Annotated in this window: 18 protein-coding genes; 3 read left to right on the forward strand and 15 right to left on the reverse strand. The window is 74.0% G+C overall.

Going from position 1 to position 18,140, the window contains the following annotated elements; all coding sequences use genetic code 11:
- Nucleotides 1-94: 94 nt before the first annotated feature.
- The 8 genes from GXP71_RS18135 to GXP71_RS18170 all read right to left on the reverse strand — a co-directional run bounded on the left by GXP71_RS18135 (nt 95) and on the right by GXP71_RS18170 (nt 9,992).
- Nucleotides 95-2,011, reverse strand: coding sequence for a M3 family metallopeptidase (locus GXP71_RS18135; protein WP_162353804.1), 1,917 nt, complete (start codon nt 2,009-2,011; stop codon nt 95-97).
- 63 nt (nt 2,012-2,074) lie between these two features.
- On the reverse strand, nt 2,075-2,830 hold the full coding sequence (locus tag GXP71_RS18140; protein ID WP_162353805.1) for a VOC family protein: 756 nt from the start codon (nt 2,828-2,830) through the stop codon (nt 2,075-2,077).
- Between the two features lie 58 nt (nt 2,831-2,888).
- Nucleotides 2,889-4,343, reverse strand: a complete 1,455-nt coding sequence (locus GXP71_RS18145; RefSeq protein WP_162353806.1) for a lipase maturation factor family protein — start codon at nt 4,341-4,343, stop codon at nt 2,889-2,891.
- Between the two features lie 122 nt (nt 4,344-4,465).
- Nucleotides 4,466-4,981, reverse strand: a complete 516-nt coding sequence (locus GXP71_RS18150) for a DUF4870 domain-containing protein (RefSeq protein WP_162353807.1) — start codon at nt 4,979-4,981, stop codon at nt 4,466-4,468.
- 251 nt (nt 4,982-5,232) lie between these two features.
- Complete coding sequence (locus GXP71_RS18155; protein WP_162353808.1) at nt 5,233-7,818, reverse strand: MMPL family transporter; 2,586 nt, start codon at nt 7,816-7,818, stop codon at nt 5,233-5,235.
- Between the two features lie 105 nt (nt 7,819-7,923).
- Complete coding sequence (locus GXP71_RS18160; protein WP_238402491.1) at nt 7,924-8,568, reverse strand: TetR/AcrR family transcriptional regulator; 645 nt, start codon at nt 8,566-8,568, stop codon at nt 7,924-7,926.
- Nucleotides 8,569-8,622: 54 nt separating this feature from the next.
- Complete coding sequence (locus tag GXP71_RS18165) at nt 8,623-9,312, reverse strand: GNAT family N-acetyltransferase (RefSeq protein WP_162353809.1); 690 nt, start codon at nt 9,310-9,312, stop codon at nt 8,623-8,625.
- Nucleotides 9,309-9,992 (reverse strand): HAD-IA family hydrolase, encoded by a 684-nt coding sequence (locus GXP71_RS18170; RefSeq protein WP_162353810.1) that lies wholly within the window; start codon nt 9,990-9,992, stop codon nt 9,309-9,311. The genes GXP71_RS18165 and GXP71_RS18170 overlap by 4 nt, the downstream gene beginning before the upstream one ends.
- A 134-nt stretch (nt 9,993-10,126) precedes the next feature.
- Here GXP71_RS18170 and GXP71_RS18175 point away from each other — a divergent pair, with 134 nt between their 5' ends.
- Nucleotides 10,127-11,317 carry an amidohydrolase gene (locus tag GXP71_RS18175; RefSeq protein WP_162353811.1) on the forward strand — a complete coding sequence of 397 codons (1,191 nt, stop codon included), beginning with the start codon at nt 10,127-10,129 and terminating at the stop codon, nt 11,315-11,317.
- 68 nt (nt 11,318-11,385) lie between these two features.
- Here the strand turns inward: GXP71_RS18175 and GXP71_RS18180 are convergent, their stop codons facing one another.
- The 3 genes from GXP71_RS18180 to GXP71_RS18190 all read right to left on the reverse strand — a co-directional run bounded on the left by GXP71_RS18180 (nt 11,386) and on the right by GXP71_RS18190 (nt 12,640).
- Nucleotides 11,386-11,790, reverse strand: coding sequence for a pyridoxamine 5'-phosphate oxidase family protein (locus tag GXP71_RS18180; RefSeq protein WP_162353812.1), 405 nt, complete (start codon nt 11,788-11,790; stop codon nt 11,386-11,388).
- Nucleotides 11,791-11,876: 86 nt separating this feature from the next.
- Nucleotides 11,877-12,251, reverse strand: coding sequence for a DUF2255 family protein (locus tag GXP71_RS18185; RefSeq protein ID WP_162353813.1), 375 nt, complete (start codon nt 12,249-12,251; stop codon nt 11,877-11,879).
- Entirely contained in the window at nt 12,248-12,640 is a 393-nt protein-coding gene (locus GXP71_RS18190) for a cupin domain-containing protein (RefSeq protein WP_124342879.1), read from the reverse strand. Before GXP71_RS18190 ends, GXP71_RS18185 begins: the two co-directional genes overlap by 4 nt.
- 141 nt (nt 12,641-12,781) lie before the next feature.
- Here GXP71_RS18190 and GXP71_RS18195 point away from each other — a divergent pair, with 141 nt between their 5' ends.
- Nucleotides 12,782-13,768, forward strand: a complete 987-nt coding sequence (locus tag GXP71_RS18195) for an aldo/keto reductase (RefSeq protein WP_162353814.1) — start codon at nt 12,782-12,784, stop codon at nt 13,766-13,768.
- A 90-nt stretch (nt 13,769-13,858) separates the two neighbouring features.
- Here GXP71_RS18195 and GXP71_RS18200 read toward each other — a convergent pair whose 3' ends face one another.
- The 4 genes from GXP71_RS18200 to GXP71_RS18215 all read right to left on the reverse strand — a co-directional run bounded on the left by GXP71_RS18200 (nt 13,859) and on the right by GXP71_RS18215 (nt 16,297).
- On the reverse strand, nt 13,859-14,662 hold the full coding sequence (locus GXP71_RS18200; protein WP_162353815.1) for a methyltransferase domain-containing protein: 804 nt from the start codon (nt 14,660-14,662) through the stop codon (nt 13,859-13,861).
- 86 nt (nt 14,663-14,748) lie between these two features.
- Nucleotides 14,749-14,979 carry a hypothetical protein gene (locus GXP71_RS18205; RefSeq protein ID WP_162353816.1) on the reverse strand — a complete coding sequence of 77 codons (231 nt, stop codon included), beginning with the start codon at nt 14,977-14,979 and terminating at the stop codon, nt 14,749-14,751.
- A gap of 203 nt (nt 14,980-15,182) precedes the next feature.
- Nucleotides 15,183-15,359, reverse strand: coding sequence for a heme biosynthesis protein HemY (locus GXP71_RS18210; RefSeq protein ID WP_162353817.1), 177 nt, complete (start codon nt 15,357-15,359; stop codon nt 15,183-15,185).
- A gap of 62 nt (nt 15,360-15,421) precedes the next feature.
- Entirely contained in the window at nt 15,422-16,297 is an 876-nt protein-coding gene (locus tag GXP71_RS18215) for a serine aminopeptidase domain-containing protein (protein WP_162353818.1), read from the reverse strand.
- A 244-nt stretch (nt 16,298-16,541) separates the two neighbouring features.
- On the opposite strand from GXP71_RS18215, the gene GXP71_RS18220 reads away from it, so the two are divergent.
- Nucleotides 16,542-18,140, forward strand: a complete 1,599-nt coding sequence (locus tag GXP71_RS18220) for an AbgT family transporter (protein WP_238402492.1) — start codon at nt 16,542-16,544, stop codon at nt 18,138-18,140.

Genomic DNA, 18,140 nt, shown 5'->3' on the forward strand with positions numbered 1-18,140 from the left:
TCGTGCCGACGCCCGAGCAGCGCGCCGCGGACCGCCGGGGCCGCCGCCGTCCTGACCGGCGCGGCGGCGACCCCGGCGCCCGTGCGGGCGGGCGTCAGGGGCGCGTCGCGAGCCAGGTCTCGAACGCGTCGAAGGACGTCGCCCGGCCGAGGAACCGCTCGACGAGGTCCGCGGCGTCGGCCGTGCCGCCGGGCGCGAGGATCGCGTCGCGGTAGCGGCGGCCCACCTCGGGGTTCATCAGGTCGTCCCCGAACGCCGTCCGCAGGTCCTTCGCGATGACGAGGCTCCAGAGGTACGTGTAGTACGCCGGGCCGTACCCCTCGAGGTGCCCGAACCCTGTGACCTGGTGCGTCTCCGGCAGCGCCGCGTAGGGGCCGAACCGCGCGTCGATCTCCGCGGTGTACGCGTCGAGGTCCTCGGGCGGTGCCGCGTGCAGCCCGTACGAGAGGGCGGTGAAGTTGAGCTGCCGACGCGTCCACGCCCCGCGCCCGAACGCGTCCGCCCGACGCATCCGCTCGACGAGGTCCGTCGGGATCGGCTCGCCCGCGTCGTCCGTCGCGAACGTGCGCAGCACGCCCGGGTCCCACGCCCACTCCTCGAGCAGCTGGCTCGGCGCCTCGACGAAGTCCCACTCCGTCGCGACGCCCGTGAACGCGGCCCAGCGCTGCGCGCCGCCGACGATCTCGTGCACCAGGTGCCCGAACTCGTGGAAGAACGTCACGACGTCGTCGTGCTCCATCGTGCCCGTGGGGAAGTTGCAGACCAGCACGCCCTCCGGCAGGTGCTCGCCGACGACGCCGGGCACGAGCGGGAACTGCGCGGCGTGGTTGAACTTGCCCGGGCGCGGGTGCATGTCGAGGTAGACGCGGCCGATGCGCTCGCCGTCCGACTCGACGTCGAGGACGTCCACGTCGGGGTGCCACGTCGGCGCCTCGACCGGCACGAACGTCAGGCCGAGCAGCCGGCTGACCGTGCCGACGACACCGTCGCGGACCTGCGGGTAGCGGAAGTACCGGCGGACCTCCTGCGCATCCACGTCGTACTGCTCGCGGCGCACGACCTGGTCGTAGTACAGGCTGTCGGCGGGCGTGACGGCCGCGGCCGCCGGGTCGTCGGCGCGGAACCGGGCGAGCAGCACCTCGACGTCGTCGCGGGCGCGGTCCGCCGTCAGGTCGTCGAGCCGGTCGACGAACTGTCGGATCGCCGCGCCCGAGCCGATCATCTTGACCTCGGCGTCGTAGCTCGGCCAGTCCGCGTACCCGAGCAGGTGGGCGCGCTCGTCGCGCAGCCGCAGCAGCTCCGCGAGCACCGGGCCGTTCTCGGGCCACGCGGTGCGCAGGTACTCCGAGGTCAGGGCCGCGCGCACCGACGCGTCGCGCGCGTACGTCCGGACCGGGATGAGGTCGGGGTAGTCCGTCGTCAGCGTGACGAGGCCGTCGTCGCCCGCCGGGTGCTCGGCGCGGAAGTCGTCGGGCAGGCCGTCGAGCTGCTCGGGGCGGACCTGGATGCTGCGCGTGCCCTCGCGGATGTTGCGCGCGAACTCGAGCCCCAGCTCGGTGCAGCGCTCGGCGAGCGCCTTGAGCCGCGCGCGCTGCTCGTCGGACTGGTCGACGCCCGCCCGGCGGAAGTCGCGCAGCACGTGCTCGCGCAGGCGGCGGGCGTCGTCGTCGAGCCCGTCCTCCGTGGTCGCCGCCAGCACCTCCCACAGGTCGCGGTCGAGGCCGCGCGACGTCGCGAGGTCCTCCGCGGCCTGCGCGCGCTCCTCCGCGGCGGATCGAAGGTCGGCGTCGGGGTGGACCTCGGCCAGCAGGTGGGCCGCGGCCGACGCACGGCCCAGCGCCAGGTCGCTGCGGTCCCACAGCTCCAGCACCTGCGCGGTCGTGCGCGGGGTGCCGTCCTTGAGGGTCGCGAGGTGCGCGCGGGCCGTGTCGAGGGACGCGTCGACGGTCTCGGTGAGGAACGCCGGCCAGGCGTCGGCGTCGGTGGGGAAGCGCGTGGGAGCGGCAGTCATGCGCCGACGCTACACACGCCGCCCGTGCCGTCGGGCGGAGAGATCGGGTGACGCCGGGGTTGCTCAGACCGGTCGGACGCCCGTGTCGGGGGAGCGGCCGGTCAGGCAGTAGGTCAGACCCGCCGGGTCGCGCATGACGGTCCACTGCGCGAAGCGCGCGACGACCTGCGCGCCGAGGTCGACGTGCTCCGCGACGACGTCGTCCCGGTCGGGGCCTGCGGCCGCGACGTCCACGTGCGCCGTGACGGCGGTCCGCCCGTCGTCCTCGCCGAGCCGCTGGAGGAGCAGCCGCACCGGCATCCCGTCCGGGCGCGCGAGGGGCACGAGCTCGAGCGACGCGTCGCCCGCGACCGCCCAGCCGGTGAGTGCCGACCAGAACGCGCGCTCGCGGTCGACCAGCGGCGCCGGGATGTCCAGGCAGAGCTGGTCGACGCGCGCCCGGCCGCCCCGCGGGCCGTCGACAGGCGCGGGCCGTCGTCGCTCGCCCTCGTCGTGCACGACGCAGAACACGAACCCGCCGGGCGACGCGAGCACCACGTGCTCCTCGCGATACTGCTCGGTGGCACCCAGATCGACCGCTCGCGCCGCCGCCCCTGCCACGTCGTCGACGTGCAGGTCGAGGTGCACGCGCGGCCCGTCGTCGAACCGCTGCACCCGCAGGAACGCGTCGCCGTCGGGCGGGAGCAGCGTCGCGAACTCCCCACCCGGCCCGCGCGGCGCCGACAGGTGCGTCGCGGTCACCGCCTGCCAGAACGCGACCCCGTCGGGGAACCGGTCCTCGGGCAGGTCGAGGAAGATCGTCGCCCACACCACTCGCACGTCGCCGAGCCTCCCGTCCGTCCACCCCGAGCCGTCGGCCCATCCTGCCGCGACGTGGTCAGCGGCGGCGGGCGATGGTCGCCAGGTCCAGCGCGTCGATCATCACGCCCGTGTCGTCGCGCACCCAGCGCGCGCCCGTCGCCCGGTGCTCGTCGGTGCGCGCGAACCGGTAGCGGTACGTGCGCGCGCGCACCCAGCGGGGCGGCTCGCCGTCGAACGGGTCGTGCCGCAGCAGGCGGAGCGTCGCACGGTCGGCCTCGAGGAGCTTGACGAGGAACGGCACGAACCAGCGGAGCTGTGCGGACGACCCGAGCGCGAGGAACCACATGCCCCAGTCGAGCCGCAGGTGGTACGGCGCGAACTGGCGCGGCAGCCGGCGCACGTCACCGGGCTTGCCGTGGAACCCGTACTCCTCCCAGCGGGCGTCCGGCCCGGGGACGGCGTCGCGCGTGCCCTCGACGGCGACCTCGGTGCGCTGCCGGGTGATCGTCCCGAACGCGCCGTACGCGTTGACGAGGTGCCACACGTTGAACGACGCGTTCATGCGCTGGTGCCGCGAGACGAGGTTCCGCAGCGGCCACCACGACAGCACGACGCACAGCGCGGAGACGGCGAGGGCGACGACGACGTAGCCGACCGGCTCGTCGCGCGGCGGGGCGCCGTCGCCGACGGCGATGCCGAGCGGGCGCAGGACCGCCGCCCAGGACGCGTCGTCGATCGCCGACAGGGCCAGCACGATCGTCAGCCAGTTGAGCCACGCGAAGTTGCCGGAGAGCACGAGCCAGAGCTGCGTGACGACGACGACCGCCGCCGCGACCGCCGCGACGCGTCCGGGGACCAGCAGGAACCACGGCACCACGAGCTGCGCGACGTGGTTGGCGGCGACCTCGACGCGGTGCAGCGGGCGGGGGAGCAGGTGGAACAGCCGGCTGAGCGGGCCGGGCATCGGCTGCGTCTCGTGGTGGTAGTAGAGCGCCGTGAGGTCGCGCCACGCGGGGTCGCCGCGCCACTTGATGAGGCCCGCCCCGAGCTCGAGCCGGAACACCAGCCACCACAGCAGGACCAGGACCGTGATCGGCGGCGCGACGTCGTCGGACCCGAGGAACGCGACGAGGAAACCCGCCTCGAGCAGCAGCGACTCCCACCCGAACCCGTAGAACACCTGCCCGACGTTGACGACTGACAGGTAGAGCACCCACAGGACGAGGAACGCCAGCATCGGCACCCACCACGGACCCGCCTGCGGCAGCCCGACCACGAGCGTCAGCGCGACGAGCAGCCCGACCCAGCCGACGACCACGAGCCGCTGGTCCGAGTACCGGCGCATCAGGCTGGGCGACGACCGCCACGGGACCCGCGCCACGAACGACGGCACCGGCAGCAGCCCGTGCTCGCCGAGCAGCGGCCGGAACTGGCGCAGCACCGCGACGAACGCGACGACGTACACGGCGGCGACCCCGCGCTGCACGGCTTCGCGCGCCACCGCGTAGCCCTCGGCGTCGAACCACTCCACGCGCACCACTCCCGTCGTCCAGCGTGCGCGTGGGGTGACGGGTGCGCGACCGGGTCGTCACGGGGCCGGCGAACCTGCCGCCCGGGAGTCCGGCGGGCACGGACGGGACCGGGCGCCGACCGTCAGGCGCGGACGAACGGGATCGCGCCGGCCGTCCGGGTCAGGTCGCCGCGCGACGCGCGGTTGGCGGAGACGATCGACAGCACCAGGCCGTAGACCACGAGCAGCACCAGCAGACCCATCGCGGTGCTCACCGGGCTGGCGAGCGGCACGGGCTCGTCGCTCGCGAACGTCATGAGCAGCACGACGTGCACCGCCAGCAGGACGGCCGTGTACAGCAGCTGGCTCAGGTGCCAGTTCACCGCCCGACGCACGACCTCCTCACCGGTGGGCGTCAGCGTCTTCCGCACGGCGGCCCGGTACCCGAGCGCGCCCGCGACGACCAGCAGGTTGCTCAGCAGCGGCACGCACAGCAGCAGCCCGAGCCCCCACCACCACGCACCCGCCCCGGTCGTCGGCGGTCCGCTGACGGGAGCCTCCTGCCCGGGCGGGAGCGGCGGCGGCACACGGTCGTACGGGGTGTTGGGCCGACGCGGGTCGTCGGGGCCTGAGGGCTGGGGCACGGTCCACTCGGTCACGCGCCCCATCTCATCAAACGACCGCCGGTCGTCGCCTGCGGGCGACGCGCGCGCCGGCCACGACATCAGCGGCGTCCGCAGCCCACGAACCGCACGCGATGTCGTGGTCGGCGCTGTCGAGGAGGGAAGACCGGGGTCGGGAGGCGCGGCAAGGGTGCGGACACGGGCGGAAGGGGGTCCGGGCGAGGGCAGACGGCGGCGCCCGGGTCCGTCGGGGGTGCCGACGGCCCGGGCGCGGACCGGTGGGGTCGTCAGGCGGTCGCCGACGGCTCCGGGTCGAGGTGCGTCTCGTGCTCGTGCGGGTGGCGGCGCTCCAGGGCGGCGCCCTCCACGTCGACGTCGGGAAGGATGCGGTCGAGCCACCGCGGGATCCACCACGCCCTGTCACCGGCGAGGTGCATGAGGGCCGGGATGAGCACCATGCGGACGACGAACGCGTCGACCAGGACGCCGAACGCGAGGGCGAACCCGATGGGCCGGATCATCGCCGAGTGCGAGAACACGAACCCGCCGAACACGGAGATCATGATGATCGCCGCGGCGGTGACGACGGCCCGCCCGGCCCGCAGGCCCTGCACGACGGCGATGCGCGCGGGGGCGCCGTGCGCGTACGCCTCGCGCATGCCGGACCCGAGGAACAGCTGGTAGTCCATCGCGAGGCCGAACAGGATGCCGACGAGGATCGTCGGGAGGAAGTTCAGCACCGGGCCGGGCGTCTCGACGCCGAAGACGCCGGACAGCCAGCCCCACTGGTAGATCGCGACGACCCCGCCGATCGCGGCGAAGAAGGACAGGATGAACCCGAGGGTCGCGACGACCGGCACGAAGATCGACCGGAACACGACGATGAGGATGAGCAGCGACAGCCCGACGACGACCGCGAGGTACGTCGGCAGGGAGTCGGCGAGCGTGTCGGACACGTCGATGTTGCCGCTGGCCTGGCCCGCGACGCCGATCGAGTCCACGCCGTCGACGGACAGGTCGCGCAGCGTGTGCACGAGCTCCTCGGTCGACTCGCTGGTCGGGCCCTCGGCGGGCACGACCTGGAACGCGATCGTCGTGCCGTCCTCGGACGAGCCGATGGGCGCGACGGCGACGACGTCGTCCTGCGCGAAGATCGCCGAGCCGATGCGGGCCTGCTCGACGGTCTCCTGGCCCTCGGCGGGCGCCTCGGGGAGCGTCGCGACGACGACGAGGGTGCCGTTCTGGCCCTCGCCGAACCGCTCGTCGATCGTCGAGTAGGCGCGGTACTGCGTGGAGTCGTGCGGCTCGGACGACCCGTCGGGCAGGCCGAGCCGCAGCTCGGTCGCAGGCAGCGCGACGACGACGAGCGCCCCGACGCTGAGGAGGGCGGCCAGGACGGCCTTCCACGTGGTCATGGGTCGCAGCGGCTTGGTGGGTGCGGCCACGACGACGTCGCCCGTCCCGGCACCGGCGGCCGTGAACGCGGCGCGCTCCTTCTTGTTGAGGACGCGCGTGCCGAGCATCGTGAGCAGCGCGGGCGTCATGGTGATCGCGATGAGGACGGCGACGAGCACGGAGAACGCGCCGACGGTGCCCATGAGGCCGAGGAACGGGATGCCGGTGATGTTGAGCGCGAGCAGCGCGATGAGCACCGTGGCGCCGGCGAAGACGACGGCGTTGCCCGACGTGCCGTTCGCGAGCCCGATCGACTCCTGCACGTCGTAGCCCTGCTTGAGCTGGCGGCGGTGCCGGTTGACGATGAACAGCGCGTAGTCGATGCCGACGGCCAGGCCGAGCATGACGCCGAGGATCGGGGTCACGGACACCATGTCGACGACGCCCGACAGGGACATCGCGCCGAGCGCGCCGATGCCGACGCCGAGCAGCGCCTGCAGGATCGGCAGGCCCGCGGCGAGGAACGTGCCGAGCATGACGACGAGCACCACGCCCGCCACGACGACACCGATGACCTCGCCGACACCGAGCAGCTCGGGCACGCCGCCCGAGATCTCCGACGAGTAGTCGACCTGCACGCCGTCGATCGGCTCGTCGAACGCCGCGAGCAGGCCCTCCTTGGTCGAGTCGGCCAGGTTCATGGACGCCTCGGTGAACGACACCGGGACCACGACGGCGCTGCCGTCGGACGAGACCAGGCGGATCTCGGAGGCCATGTCGAGCAGCGTCGACCCCGCCTCGAGCTGGGGCTCCGACGCCTCGAGCTCGTCGCGGCCCGCGTCGATCGTCGCCTGCTGCTCGGCCACGACCGCGAGCTGGGCGTCGAGCTGTGCCTGCTGCGCGTCGAGCTGCGCCTGCTGGGCTGCGAGCTGCGCCTGCGCGACCGGACCGGCGCCCGCGGCCTGCTGCGCGGCGGCCTCGAGCTGGGCGCGACCCGCGTCGAGCTGCTGCTGCCCCGCGTCGAGCTGCGCCTTGCCCGCGTCGAGCTGCTCCTGACCCGCGTCGAGCTGCGCGCGGCCCTGCTCGAGCTGGGTGCGGCCGTCGTCGAGCTGCTGGCGCCGCTCCTCGAGGTCGGCCTGCGTGGCGAACGGGTCGACGACGTCGCGGACGCCGTCGACGTCGCGCGCTGCGTCGATGTGGTCGGTGATCGCGGCCTTCTGCTCGTCCGTGAACGCCGACCCGTCCTCGGTCGAGAGCACGACCGTGCCCGTGCCGCCTGCGGCCGACGGGAGCTCGCGCTGGAGCTGGTCGGTGACCTCGGCCGTGGGGGTGTCGGGGATCGTGAACGCGCTGGCCAGCGTGCCGCCGAAGGCGACGAACGTGATGCCGACGACGACGAGGACGGCGAACCAGCCGGCGACGACGGCGCGCGCGTGGCGGGCTGAGGCGCGCCCGAGGCGGTACAGGAGCTCTGCCATGGTGGGTCTCTCCGGTCAGGACGGGTGCGGTGCGGGCTGGTCGTGCGGTGCCGGCCGTGGCGTGGCCGGTGGTGGCTCGGGGGCGGGTGTGCCGCTCCGGGCGCGTCAGTGCGGCGTGGGCGGTGGCGCGCCCGTCGCGCCGTAACCCGTGCGGGCGGCGGCGAGGAGGCGTTCGACGAGGTCGGCCCAGACCTGGCGGGAGCGGTCGTCGTCCCCACCGCCCGTGGCCTGGTGCCAGTAGCCGTGCAGGACGAGCGCACCGCTCATGAGCGAGCCGACGAGCAGGCGGACGTCGAGCTCGTCGGCGTCGGGGTGGCGTCGCATCATCTCGGCCGACATGCGCCCGCTGACCTCGGTGAACGCACGACCGATGAGCGCGGCGTGGCGCGGTGTGAGCGCGTCGTCGGAGTCCTTGCCGAGCACGCGCGTGAGGTAGGCGATGGGCGTGACGAGGTCGGTGGCGCGCAGCGCGTGCGCGAGCTCGTCGAACATCGTCGCGTCGGCGTCGGGCGCCGTGTGCGACTCGAAGCTGTCGACGACGGTGCCGAGGATGTCGCCGCACACCGTGATGACGATCTCGTCGAGCGACTCGAAGTGGTTGAACACCGTGCGGCGGGACACGTCGGCGCGGTGCGCGAGCTCGTCGACGCTGAACGACGTGCCGCCGGTCTCACGCATGAGGGCCGCGGCGGCGTCGACGATCGCGCGGTGGTGCTTCTCCCGCAGCGCGGCGCGTCGTCCGATGGTCACTCTTGCGACACTAAGTGCACCGTTGCACTCAGTGCAATCGGAGGCGGCGCCTGTTCACCCCGCGTTCAGCGTGAGGAGCGCCACACCCGGGTCGGCGTCGGACGCCAGCCGCGCGTGCGTCTCCACGTCGAAGCGCTCGTCGCCGTACCGCAGCTTCGCGCGCTCGACGCCCTCGGCCGCGAACCCCGCACCCACCGCGACACGGCACGACGCCGGGTTGTTCACACGGTGCCCGAGCTCGAGCCGGAACAGCCCCAGGTCGTCGAACGCGAACCGCGCGACCGACGCGACCGCGCGCGTCGCCAGCCCTCGTCCCCGCTCGCTCGCCGTCAGCCAGTACGACACCCACGCCGTCGCGTGCCGGTGCTCGACGTGCGCGAGCGCGACGTGCCCGACCGCCCTCCCGTCGACGCGCACCGCGAACGCCCACGTCGGGTCCGCGGACTGCACGAGCTGGCTCTCGATGAGCTCGCGCGCGGCGTCGACGCTCGGCACCGCACCGCCGCCGAGCTGGAGGACGAGGTCCGGGCTCTCCGCGACGGCGGCGACCAGCGCCTCGGCGTCCGACGGCTGCCACGGCGCGAGCGTCGCGACGCGCCGCGCGGTCGGCACACCGCTCGACGACGTCACCGGACCGCGCGAGAGGCGGCCGGGCGCAGGGGGCGTGCGCCGCGCCGTCGGTCCGCCGGCCGGGAGCGTGCGACGGGCCGTCGAGCCGGCACCGGGCAGCGTGCGGCGGGTCATCGGGCGGCCACCCGGAGCACGCCGTCGGCGCTGCCGACGGACACGCGACGCAGGTCGTGCGCGAGCGCGGTCGCTCCGGCGTCGAGCAGCGCGTCGGGCGCGAACGTGCCGACCACGGCGATGACGGGCATGCCCGCCGCGCGCGCCGACGCGACACCGTCCGTCGTGTCCTCGAACGCGAGGCAGTCGGCGGGGTCGAGGCCCAGCACCTGGGCGCCCCGCAGGTACGGCTCGGGGTCGGGCTTGCCGCGCGACACGTCCTCCGACGTCACGAACACCTCGGGGATCGGCAGGCCCGCCGCTCGCAACCGGGTCGTGACGATCTGCTCGCGGCCCGACGTCACGCACCCCCACGCCGTCGACGGGAGCGCGTCGAGCAGTGCGGCTGCCCCGGGCAGCGCGACGACCGACGCCGCGGCGGCGAGGCCCGCCTCCCGGGAGAGGTCGAGCGCCCGCGCCTGCAGGTCCGGCGGCACGAACCGGTCGACCAGGTCCTGCGCCCGCGCGGCGACCGACGCCGCGACGATCGGCTCGGGGTCGATCCCGATCGTCTCCGCGAGCCAGCGCCACGCCGAGCGGATCGCGTCCGCCGAGTCGACGAGCGTGCCGTCCACGTCGAACAGCACGCCGCGGCACTCGACGGTCCAGGCGTCGGACGGGGCGGTGAGCGGGGGAGCCATCCCGGTAGCGAACCAGGCGTCGGCCGGTCTTGCCCGGTCGTCCGCCTCCCGAGCCGTCCGGGCCCGGTCCCCGGCGGCCGGCCGAACACGTCGCCCGGCCGGACCCTCCGACCGGCCGGGTTACCGTCGGTCGCATGCACCTCGTCGTGAGCAACGTCCGTCCGTGGGGAACCGAGCCGTCCGACGTGGTGGTGACCGACGGCGTCGTGAGCGCCGTCGTCCCGGCGGGCACCGCCGTCGCACCGGAGGGCGCCGAGGTCGTCGACGGGCGCGGCCTGCTCGCGCTGCCCGGGTTCGTCAACGCGCACGCGCACGTCGACAAGTCCTGGTGGGGGCAGCCGTGGGTGTCCTACGGCGGCGAGGCGACGACGCAGGGCCGGATCGCGCACGAGCGCGCCGAGCGCGACCGGTACGGCATCCCGTCGGTCGCGTCGACCACCGCGGTGCTGCGCGAGTTCCTCCGGCACGGCACGACCGCCACGCGCACCCACGTCGACGTCGACCTGGGCGTCGGGCTGCGCGGCATCGAGCACGTCCGGACGGCGGCCGAGGATCTCGGCGGGGTCCTCGACGTCGAGGTCGTCGCGTTCCCGCAGGACGGCGTCGTCCGGCGTCCCGGCGTGCTCCGGCTGCTCGACGAGGCCGCCGCCGCGGGCGCCACGCACGTCGGCGGGCTCGACCCCGCGGGCATCGACCGCGACCCCGTCGCGCAGCTCGACGGGCTGTTCGAGATCGCCGAGCGGCGCGGCGTCGGCGTGGACGTGCACCTGCACGACCGCGGCGACCTCGGCGCGTTCCAGGTCGAGCTCGTCGTCGAGCGCACGCGCCGCGCCGGGCTGCACGGCAAGGTCACGGTGTCGCACGGCTTCGCGCTCGGCGAGCTCCCCGCCGGGCGGCAGGAGGACCTGCTCGACGAGCTGCGCGACGCCGGCATCGGGTGGGCGACCGTCGCGCCCGTCGGCACCGCACCGCTCCCGTGGCGCGGGATGCGCGAGCGCGGCATCCCCGTCGGGCTCGGCACCGACGGCATCCGCGACCTGTGGTCCCCGTTCGGCGACGGCGACCTGCTGCGCATCGCCCTCGGCTTCGCGCGTCTGCACGGGCTGCGCACCGACGACGACCTCACCGGTGCCGTCCGGCTCGCGACGTCGTCCGCCGCCGCGTTCGTCGGGCGGGACGTGCACGACCTCGTCGTCGGCGCGCCCGGCGACCTCGTGCTGGTCGACGCCGAGAACGTCCCCGACGCCCTCGTCCGCGTCCCGCCGCGCGCCGTCGTGGTGTCGCGCGGCCGCGTCGTCGCCCGCGACGGCGTCGTGCTCGTCTGAACCGACCCGCTCGACAGCACCGACACCCGGCGCGCGGCCGTGAGCCGGCGCGCGCGGTCGTCAGCCGGTCAGCGGAGGTCGCGCGACGCCATCACGCGGTCGACGGCCAGACGAAGGACGACGCGCTCGACGCCCGGCCGCGGCGGCCGGTAGCGCTCGGCGTACCGGCGCAGGGCGTCCTCGATCTCGGGACGATCGTCGACGACGGTCATCTCGCCTTCGAGCGTGAGCCAGCGCCGCCCGTCGACCTGGCACAGCGCGGCGCGGGCGACGCGACCGCCCTCGACGGCGCGACGCACGTTGGCCGCCTTGACGCTGCCCGGCCCGGTCGTCGTGCGCGTCACGCCGGCGACCTCGTCCCACGTGAACCCGACCGGCACGACGTGCGGCGTCCCGTCGGCGCGCAGCGTCGTCAGCGTCGCGAGGTGGCGCTCGGTGACGAACGCGAGCTGGGCGTCGGTGAGGCGGAGCACCGGTCGAGCCTAGGGCCGGCCGCTGTGCACCCGCTCCGTGGAGCTCGGGGCGTGGCCTCGCTGCCCCCGACGGCGGAGACGCGCGGTCAGCGGGGGTCGAGACGCAGGGTCACGTCGACGACGGACGGGCCGACGACGGTGTTCACGATCCGTGCGCCGTAGCGGTCGTACTTCGCGTGGTACGCGGCGTCGAGCGCGGCATGCACGTCGGGCGGGGGCGCGACGAACGCGACCTCCTTCTCCAGTCCGCCGACCTGGACGCGGCCGGCCCCGGACGCCTGCGCGTGCCGGAACCAGCCGTTCGACGGCCCGTACGCGGACCGGATGTAGACGTCGTCGCCGACGCGGACGACCCAGATCGTCACGCCCGGTCGCAGGGTCCCGTCGGGCCGGTACGACGCCACCCGCAGCTCGTCGGCCGACTCGACCACCGCCAGCTCTTCAGCGGTCCAGGTGCTCATCGCCCGTACTCCTCGTCGGTCACGTGCTCGGCCCACGTCGCGCCGCCGTCGGGGGTGTCCGTCTCCCACATGGCGAGGTGCTCCATGAACGCGTCGGGGCCCGCGCCGTGCCAGTGCCACTCGTCGGGCGGGCACCACACGGACTCGCCGGGACGCAGCGTCAGGACGCGCCCGTCGCGCGTGCCGACCCGGGCGACGCCCTGCGTGACGTGCAGCGCCTGACCGGCGGCGTGCCGGTGCCAGGCCGTGCGGGCTCCGGGCGCGAACCGGACGCGGTTGACACGCAGGCGGGACGGCGCGGGCGGTGCGGCGAGGACGTCGAACCAGACGTCGCCCGTGAACCAGGCGGCGGGGCCCTTGGTGGTCGGCGGGGTGTCGAGCTGTTCCATGCGGCTGTCCTTCCGTGCCGACGGTCGCCGTCGCGGCCGTCACGACCATCCGACCACCAAGCGGCGGCCGCGGGGAGTCCTCGTCGAGACGTGTACCGGCAGGGCATCCCACCGACGCGCGCCCGGACGTACGGTCGAACCATGCACACCCGCTCGCTCGGACCCGACCTGCACGTCTCCGCCGTCGGCCTCGGCGCCATGGGCATGTCGATGAGCTACGGCCCCAACCCCGGCGACCGCGACGCGATGATCGGCGTCCTGCGCGGCGCCGTCGACCTGGGCGTCACGTTCGTCGACACCGCCGAGGTGTACGGCCCGTACGTCAACGAGGAGCTCGTCGGCGAGGCGCTCGCTCCGGTCCGCGACCAGGTCGTGGTCGCGACGAAGTTCGGCTGGCACATCGAGGACGGGCAGATGGTCGGGCTCGACTCCCGGCCCGAGCAGATCCGCCGCGTCGCCGACGCGTCGCTCCGTCGCCTGCGCACCGACGTGATCGACCTCTTCTACCAGCACCGCGTCGACCCGGACGTGCCGATCGAGGACGTCGCCGGGACGGTCGGCGAGCTCGTCGCCGCCGGGAAGGTCCGCGCGTTCGGGCTCTCCGAGGCGAGCGCCGCGACGATCCGTGCCGCGCACGCGGTCCACCCGGTCGCGGCCGTGCAGAGCGAGTACTCGCTGTGGACCCGCGACCCCGAGGCCGAGGTGCTGCCGACGTGCGCCGAGCTCGGCATCGGCTTCGTGCCGTTCAGCCCGCTCGGCAAGGGTTTCCTGACGGGCACGGTCGACGCGTCCACGACGTTCGCCGACGACGACATCCGTCAGCGCGTCCCGCGCTTCACCGCCGAGAACCGCACCGCGAACCAGGCGCTCGTCGACCACGTGCGCGCGCTCGCGGAGTCCAAGGACGCGACGCCGGGCCAGGTCGCGCTCGCATGGCTGCTCGCGCAGCAGCCGTGGGTCGTGCCGATCCCGGGCACGCGCCGCATCGAGCGGGTCGCCGAGAACGCGGGGTCGACCGCGCTCGCGTTGTCCGCCGACGAGGTCGCCGACCTCGACGGGCTGGCCGCGCGCGTCGGCGTCGCGGGCAACCGCTACAACGCCGCCGGCATGTCGATGGTCAACCGCTGACGCCGTGCCCTCCCGCGTGCGCGCCTGCTGACGCCGTCCACCCGTCGGGCGCGCGTCAGCGGACGCTGTGCAGCCGAACCGATCGGGCCGTCACGCGCGCGGCGGCCGGTGCCCGACGGCGAACGTGCGCGTGAATCCGAGCACGACCCCCCACGGCTGCCGCGGGTACGCCGCGTCGAGCGCGGCGGTGTAGTCGTCGAGGAACGCGGCCCGCTCGGCGTCGTCGACGAGCACGTCGAGCACCGGCCGCAGCCCGGTGCCGCGCACCCACTCGAGCACGGGCGAGCGCTGAGCGCCCTCGGGGTCGAGCACGTGCTCGTACGTCGTCTGCCAGACGTCGGCGTCGAGCCCGAGCGACGCGAGCGCCCCCAGGTACTTGGCCGGGGAGGCGACGGCAGCGGCCCGGTGCAGGACCGGGAGCAGGTCGCCGGCGCGCGGGTGCCGGGCGGCGACCTCGCGCATGAGCGCGTGCGACGGGGCGTCGAAGTTCGACGGCACCTGCATCGCGAACCAGCCGTCGTCGGCGAGCGCGTCGACCCAGCGCGGCAGCAGGTCCAGGTGTCCCGGCACCCACTGGAGCGCCGCGTTCGTGACGAGGACGTCGACCGGTGCGTCGAGCGTCGTCGGGTCCCACTCCTCGGCCCGGACCTGCACCCACTCGACGCGGCCGTCGGTGTCGAGCGCGCGGGCGGCGTCGAGCATCTGCGGCGAGGAGTCGAGCCCCACGACGCGTGCCCCCAGCCAGCGCCGCGTCAGGCTCAGCGTGAGCGGCCCGTCACCGCACCCCAGGTCGACGACCAGCCGCGGCTGCTGGGCGCTCACGCGCGCGAGGAGGTCGGCGAACGGCCTCCCGCGGTGCGAGGCGAACAGGGCGTACTGCTCCGGGTCCCACACGACCGACCTCCGACACCGTCACCAGATATCTCGACATCAAGATATCGCGGGTGGAGGCAGCCGTCACGACCGGCTGAGGTGGCCTGTCAGCGGGCGGGCCGGGTGCGGCGCAGCAGCCGGGCCGCGGCCACGAGCCCGGCGGCGACGACGAGCAGCACGACCCCCGTGACGAGCGCCTCGTTGCCCGACCCGAGCAGGCGCGCGATGTCCGAGTAGGTGGGGTCTCCGGGGTCCGAGGGATCGAGGTGGACGGCGTAGAAGCGCTCGGCGACGTACCAGTGGTTGGCCCACTCGGCGACGAGCCAGGCGCCTCTCACCGCCGCCAGCACCGCGCCGACCACCGCCCAGCCCGCCAGGACGCGGCGCCACCCCGCCGGAGCGAGGCGGGGAGGGGCGTCGAGGTCGTCGACCGGAGCATGCCGCTGGTGGCCTTTCCAGGGAGCCGTGGCGTGCTGGTGGACGTGAACGTAGCGCTTCCCTCGCACCCCGCGCGGGCGTTCCGGCGACCGACGGCGTCCCGTCAGCCGGCGTTGCGGAGCATGAACTCCGTCTCGGTGTCGCGGCCCATCACCGGGTCGGGCGCGTCGCTGCTGGCCTGCGACGTGATGGTGTCGCCGATGCGCACGGGTTCGGGCAGCGTCGCCCAGCGCGCGCGAGGGTCGCGCGGGTCGGGCTGCGGTGCCTGTGCGTCGTCCATGCGTCCTCCGTCGTCGGCGGTGCGTCTCCCCGCAGGCTAGCCCTGCGGGGAGACGGCGACCGTCAGAACGGGCAGCTGCTGCGGACCTCGGAGTAGGCGAGGCCCGACGGCGGCGGGCAGAGGAACTGCGTGTACCGGGTGTCCTGGTCGACGAACCGCTTGAGCCACGCGATCGCGTTGCGGGCGATGGGCGTGTTCGACGTGTTCGGCGCGAAGTGGCTCGCGCCGCGCAGCTCGACGTAGGTCCGCGGCGTCGTCGCGGGGAGCGACGCGTAGAACGGCTCGGCGTGGGTGGTGACCGACGCGATCGAGTCGTTCTGGGCGCCGACGATCAGCGTGGGCGTGCTGACCTCGGGCCAGGTCTTGTCGAGGTTCCACGGCGTGAGTGCGATCGCCGCGCGCAGGGACGGGTCGTCCTTCGCGGCCTCGAGCGTGCCCCCACCGCCCATGGAGTGCCCGGCGACGGCGAGCCGGGTGGCGTCGACGCGGTCGCGGACGGCGCTGCTGGTCGTGAGGTAGCGGAGCGCTGCGCGGAGCTGGTCGCCGCGCGAGGACGGCTGGTCGGACGTCGTCGTCGTGTCGATGGTGAAGACGACGAAACCTTGGGACGCGATCCGGTCGCCGAGCCAGGCGATGCTCGACTGCCGCGCGGTGTACCCGGGCGAGATGGCGACCGCGCCGAACGTGCCCTGCGAGCGGTCGGTGGGGTAGTAGATCGTCCCGCCGCCGAACCCGCTGACCAACCACCGGGAGACGGACGTGGACGACGTGGCGAACGGGCCGCGGACCGCCTCGACGGAGGCGGTGGTGGGTGCGGGGCCGCGCTCGTACGGGTTGTCGGCGGCGAGCGCGGGGGAGGCGCCGGCCGGGGCGATCCCGGCCAGGGCGGCGGCGAGCAGGACGGTGGCGAGACGGCCTCCGGAGGGTCGGATCTTCATCGATGTGCCTTCCCAGGAGTCGGACGAGTCGACGACTCGTGTCATCGGCGACGTTACGCGCGACGAGCGGCCGACGGAAGAGCCAACCGACTAGTTGGTATGCGTGGCGCCTCGATCCGCGGCGGATGGCTGGACGACCAGGCCTGTGCACGTCGTCCGCCGGATCTGTCCGGGATGCTCTAGCGTCGCGAGCGGGGGAGCCCGGCCGACGGGCCGGCCCGTGCCAGCCGTCCGGAGGTGTGCGGTGAGCGACGTCGTGCAGGAACCAGTGGTGCAGCGGGGTGCGCTGCAGAGGGTGCTCGACGCGGTCGAGCGGGCGGGCAACAAGGTCCCGCACCCGGTGATCATCTTCCTCGCGCTGATCGCGCTGATCATGGTGCTGTCGGCGGTGTTCCAGGCCACGGGCAGCAGCGTGACGTTCGAGCAGGCGCAGCTCGGGTCCGACGAGGTCGAGACCGTCACGGTCAGCGCGCAGAGCCTGCTCGACGCCGACGGCATCCGGTTCGTGTTCACCTCGGCCGTCGCCAACTTCAACGGCTTCGGCGTGGTCGGCGTCATCGTCGTCGCGATGATCGGCGTCGGGCTCGCGGAGGAGGTCGGGCTCATCGGGGCGTTCATCAAGCGCCTCGTCAAGGTCACGCCGCCTCGCTTCGTGACGTTCTCGATCGTGCTGCTCGGCGTCATCTCGTCGATCGCGACCGACGCCGGGTACCTCGTCCTCATCCCGCTCGCCGCCGCGGTGTTCGCCTCGCTCGGCCGGCACCCGCTCGCCGGGCTCGCGGCCGCGTTCGCGGGCGTCGGCGGCGGGTTCGGCGTGAACCTGCTGATCACGCCCGTCGACGGGATGCTCACCGAGATCACCAACGAGGCGATCACCGACCCCGCGCAGCACGTGTCGATCACCGGCAACCTGTTCTTCGGGATCGCCTCGACGTTCCTCGTCGCGGTCGTCGCGACCCTCCTGACGGAGAAGTTCGTCGAGCCGCGCCTCGGCACCTACCGCCGCGAGGAGGAGGCGCCCGCGTCCGACGACCCCGAGGTCGGCCCGGCACCCGCCGCGGCGAGCGGGGAGCTCAGCCCGCAGGAGCGCAACGGCCTGCGCTGGGCGTTCTGGGGCTTCGTCGGGGTCCTGCTGCTGGTCCTGGCGCTGTCGCTGCCGCCGGGCGCGCCGCTGCGGAACCCCGAGACGGGCAGCCTCGTCGAGGACTCCCCGCTGCTGAACAGCATCATCTTCCTCATCCTGCTGTTCTTCTTCGGCATGGGGCTCTGCTACGGCAAGGGCGCCGGGACGGTGAAGGGCAGCATGGACGTCATCAACCCGATGACGAAGACCATCGCGAACCTGTCGGGCCTGATCTTCCTGCTGCTCGTCATCAGCCAGTTCATCGCGTACTTCAACTACTCGAACCTCGGCACGATCGCGGCGGTCGGCATGGCGGACGCGCTCGAGGCCGCGAACCTGTCGACCGTCTGGCTGATCCTCGGGCTCATCGCGATGACCGCCGTGATCGACATCTTCATCGGCGGCGTCGTGCCGAAGTGGGCGATCTTCGCGCCCGTCTTCGTGCCGCTGTTCATCCAGCTCGGCGTCTCGCCGGACCTCGCGATGGCCGCCTACCGCGTCGGTGACTCGCCGATCAACGTCGCGACGCCGCTCATGCCGTACTTCGCGCTCATCGTCATCTTCGCCGAGCGGTACCGGCGCAAGGTCGGCGTCGGCTCGGTCATCTCGCTCATGCTCCCGTACACGGTCGCGCTGCTGGTCACGTGGAGCGCGCTGCTCGTCGTCTGGTACCTGCTCGGCATCCCGCTCGGCCCGGGCGCGTCGATCTACCTGGAGTGA

This window comes from Cellulomonas sp. H30R-01 (assembly GCF_010119915.1).
GTDB lineage: Bacteria > Actinomycetota > Actinomycetes > Actinomycetales > Cellulomonadaceae > Cellulomonas > Cellulomonas algicola.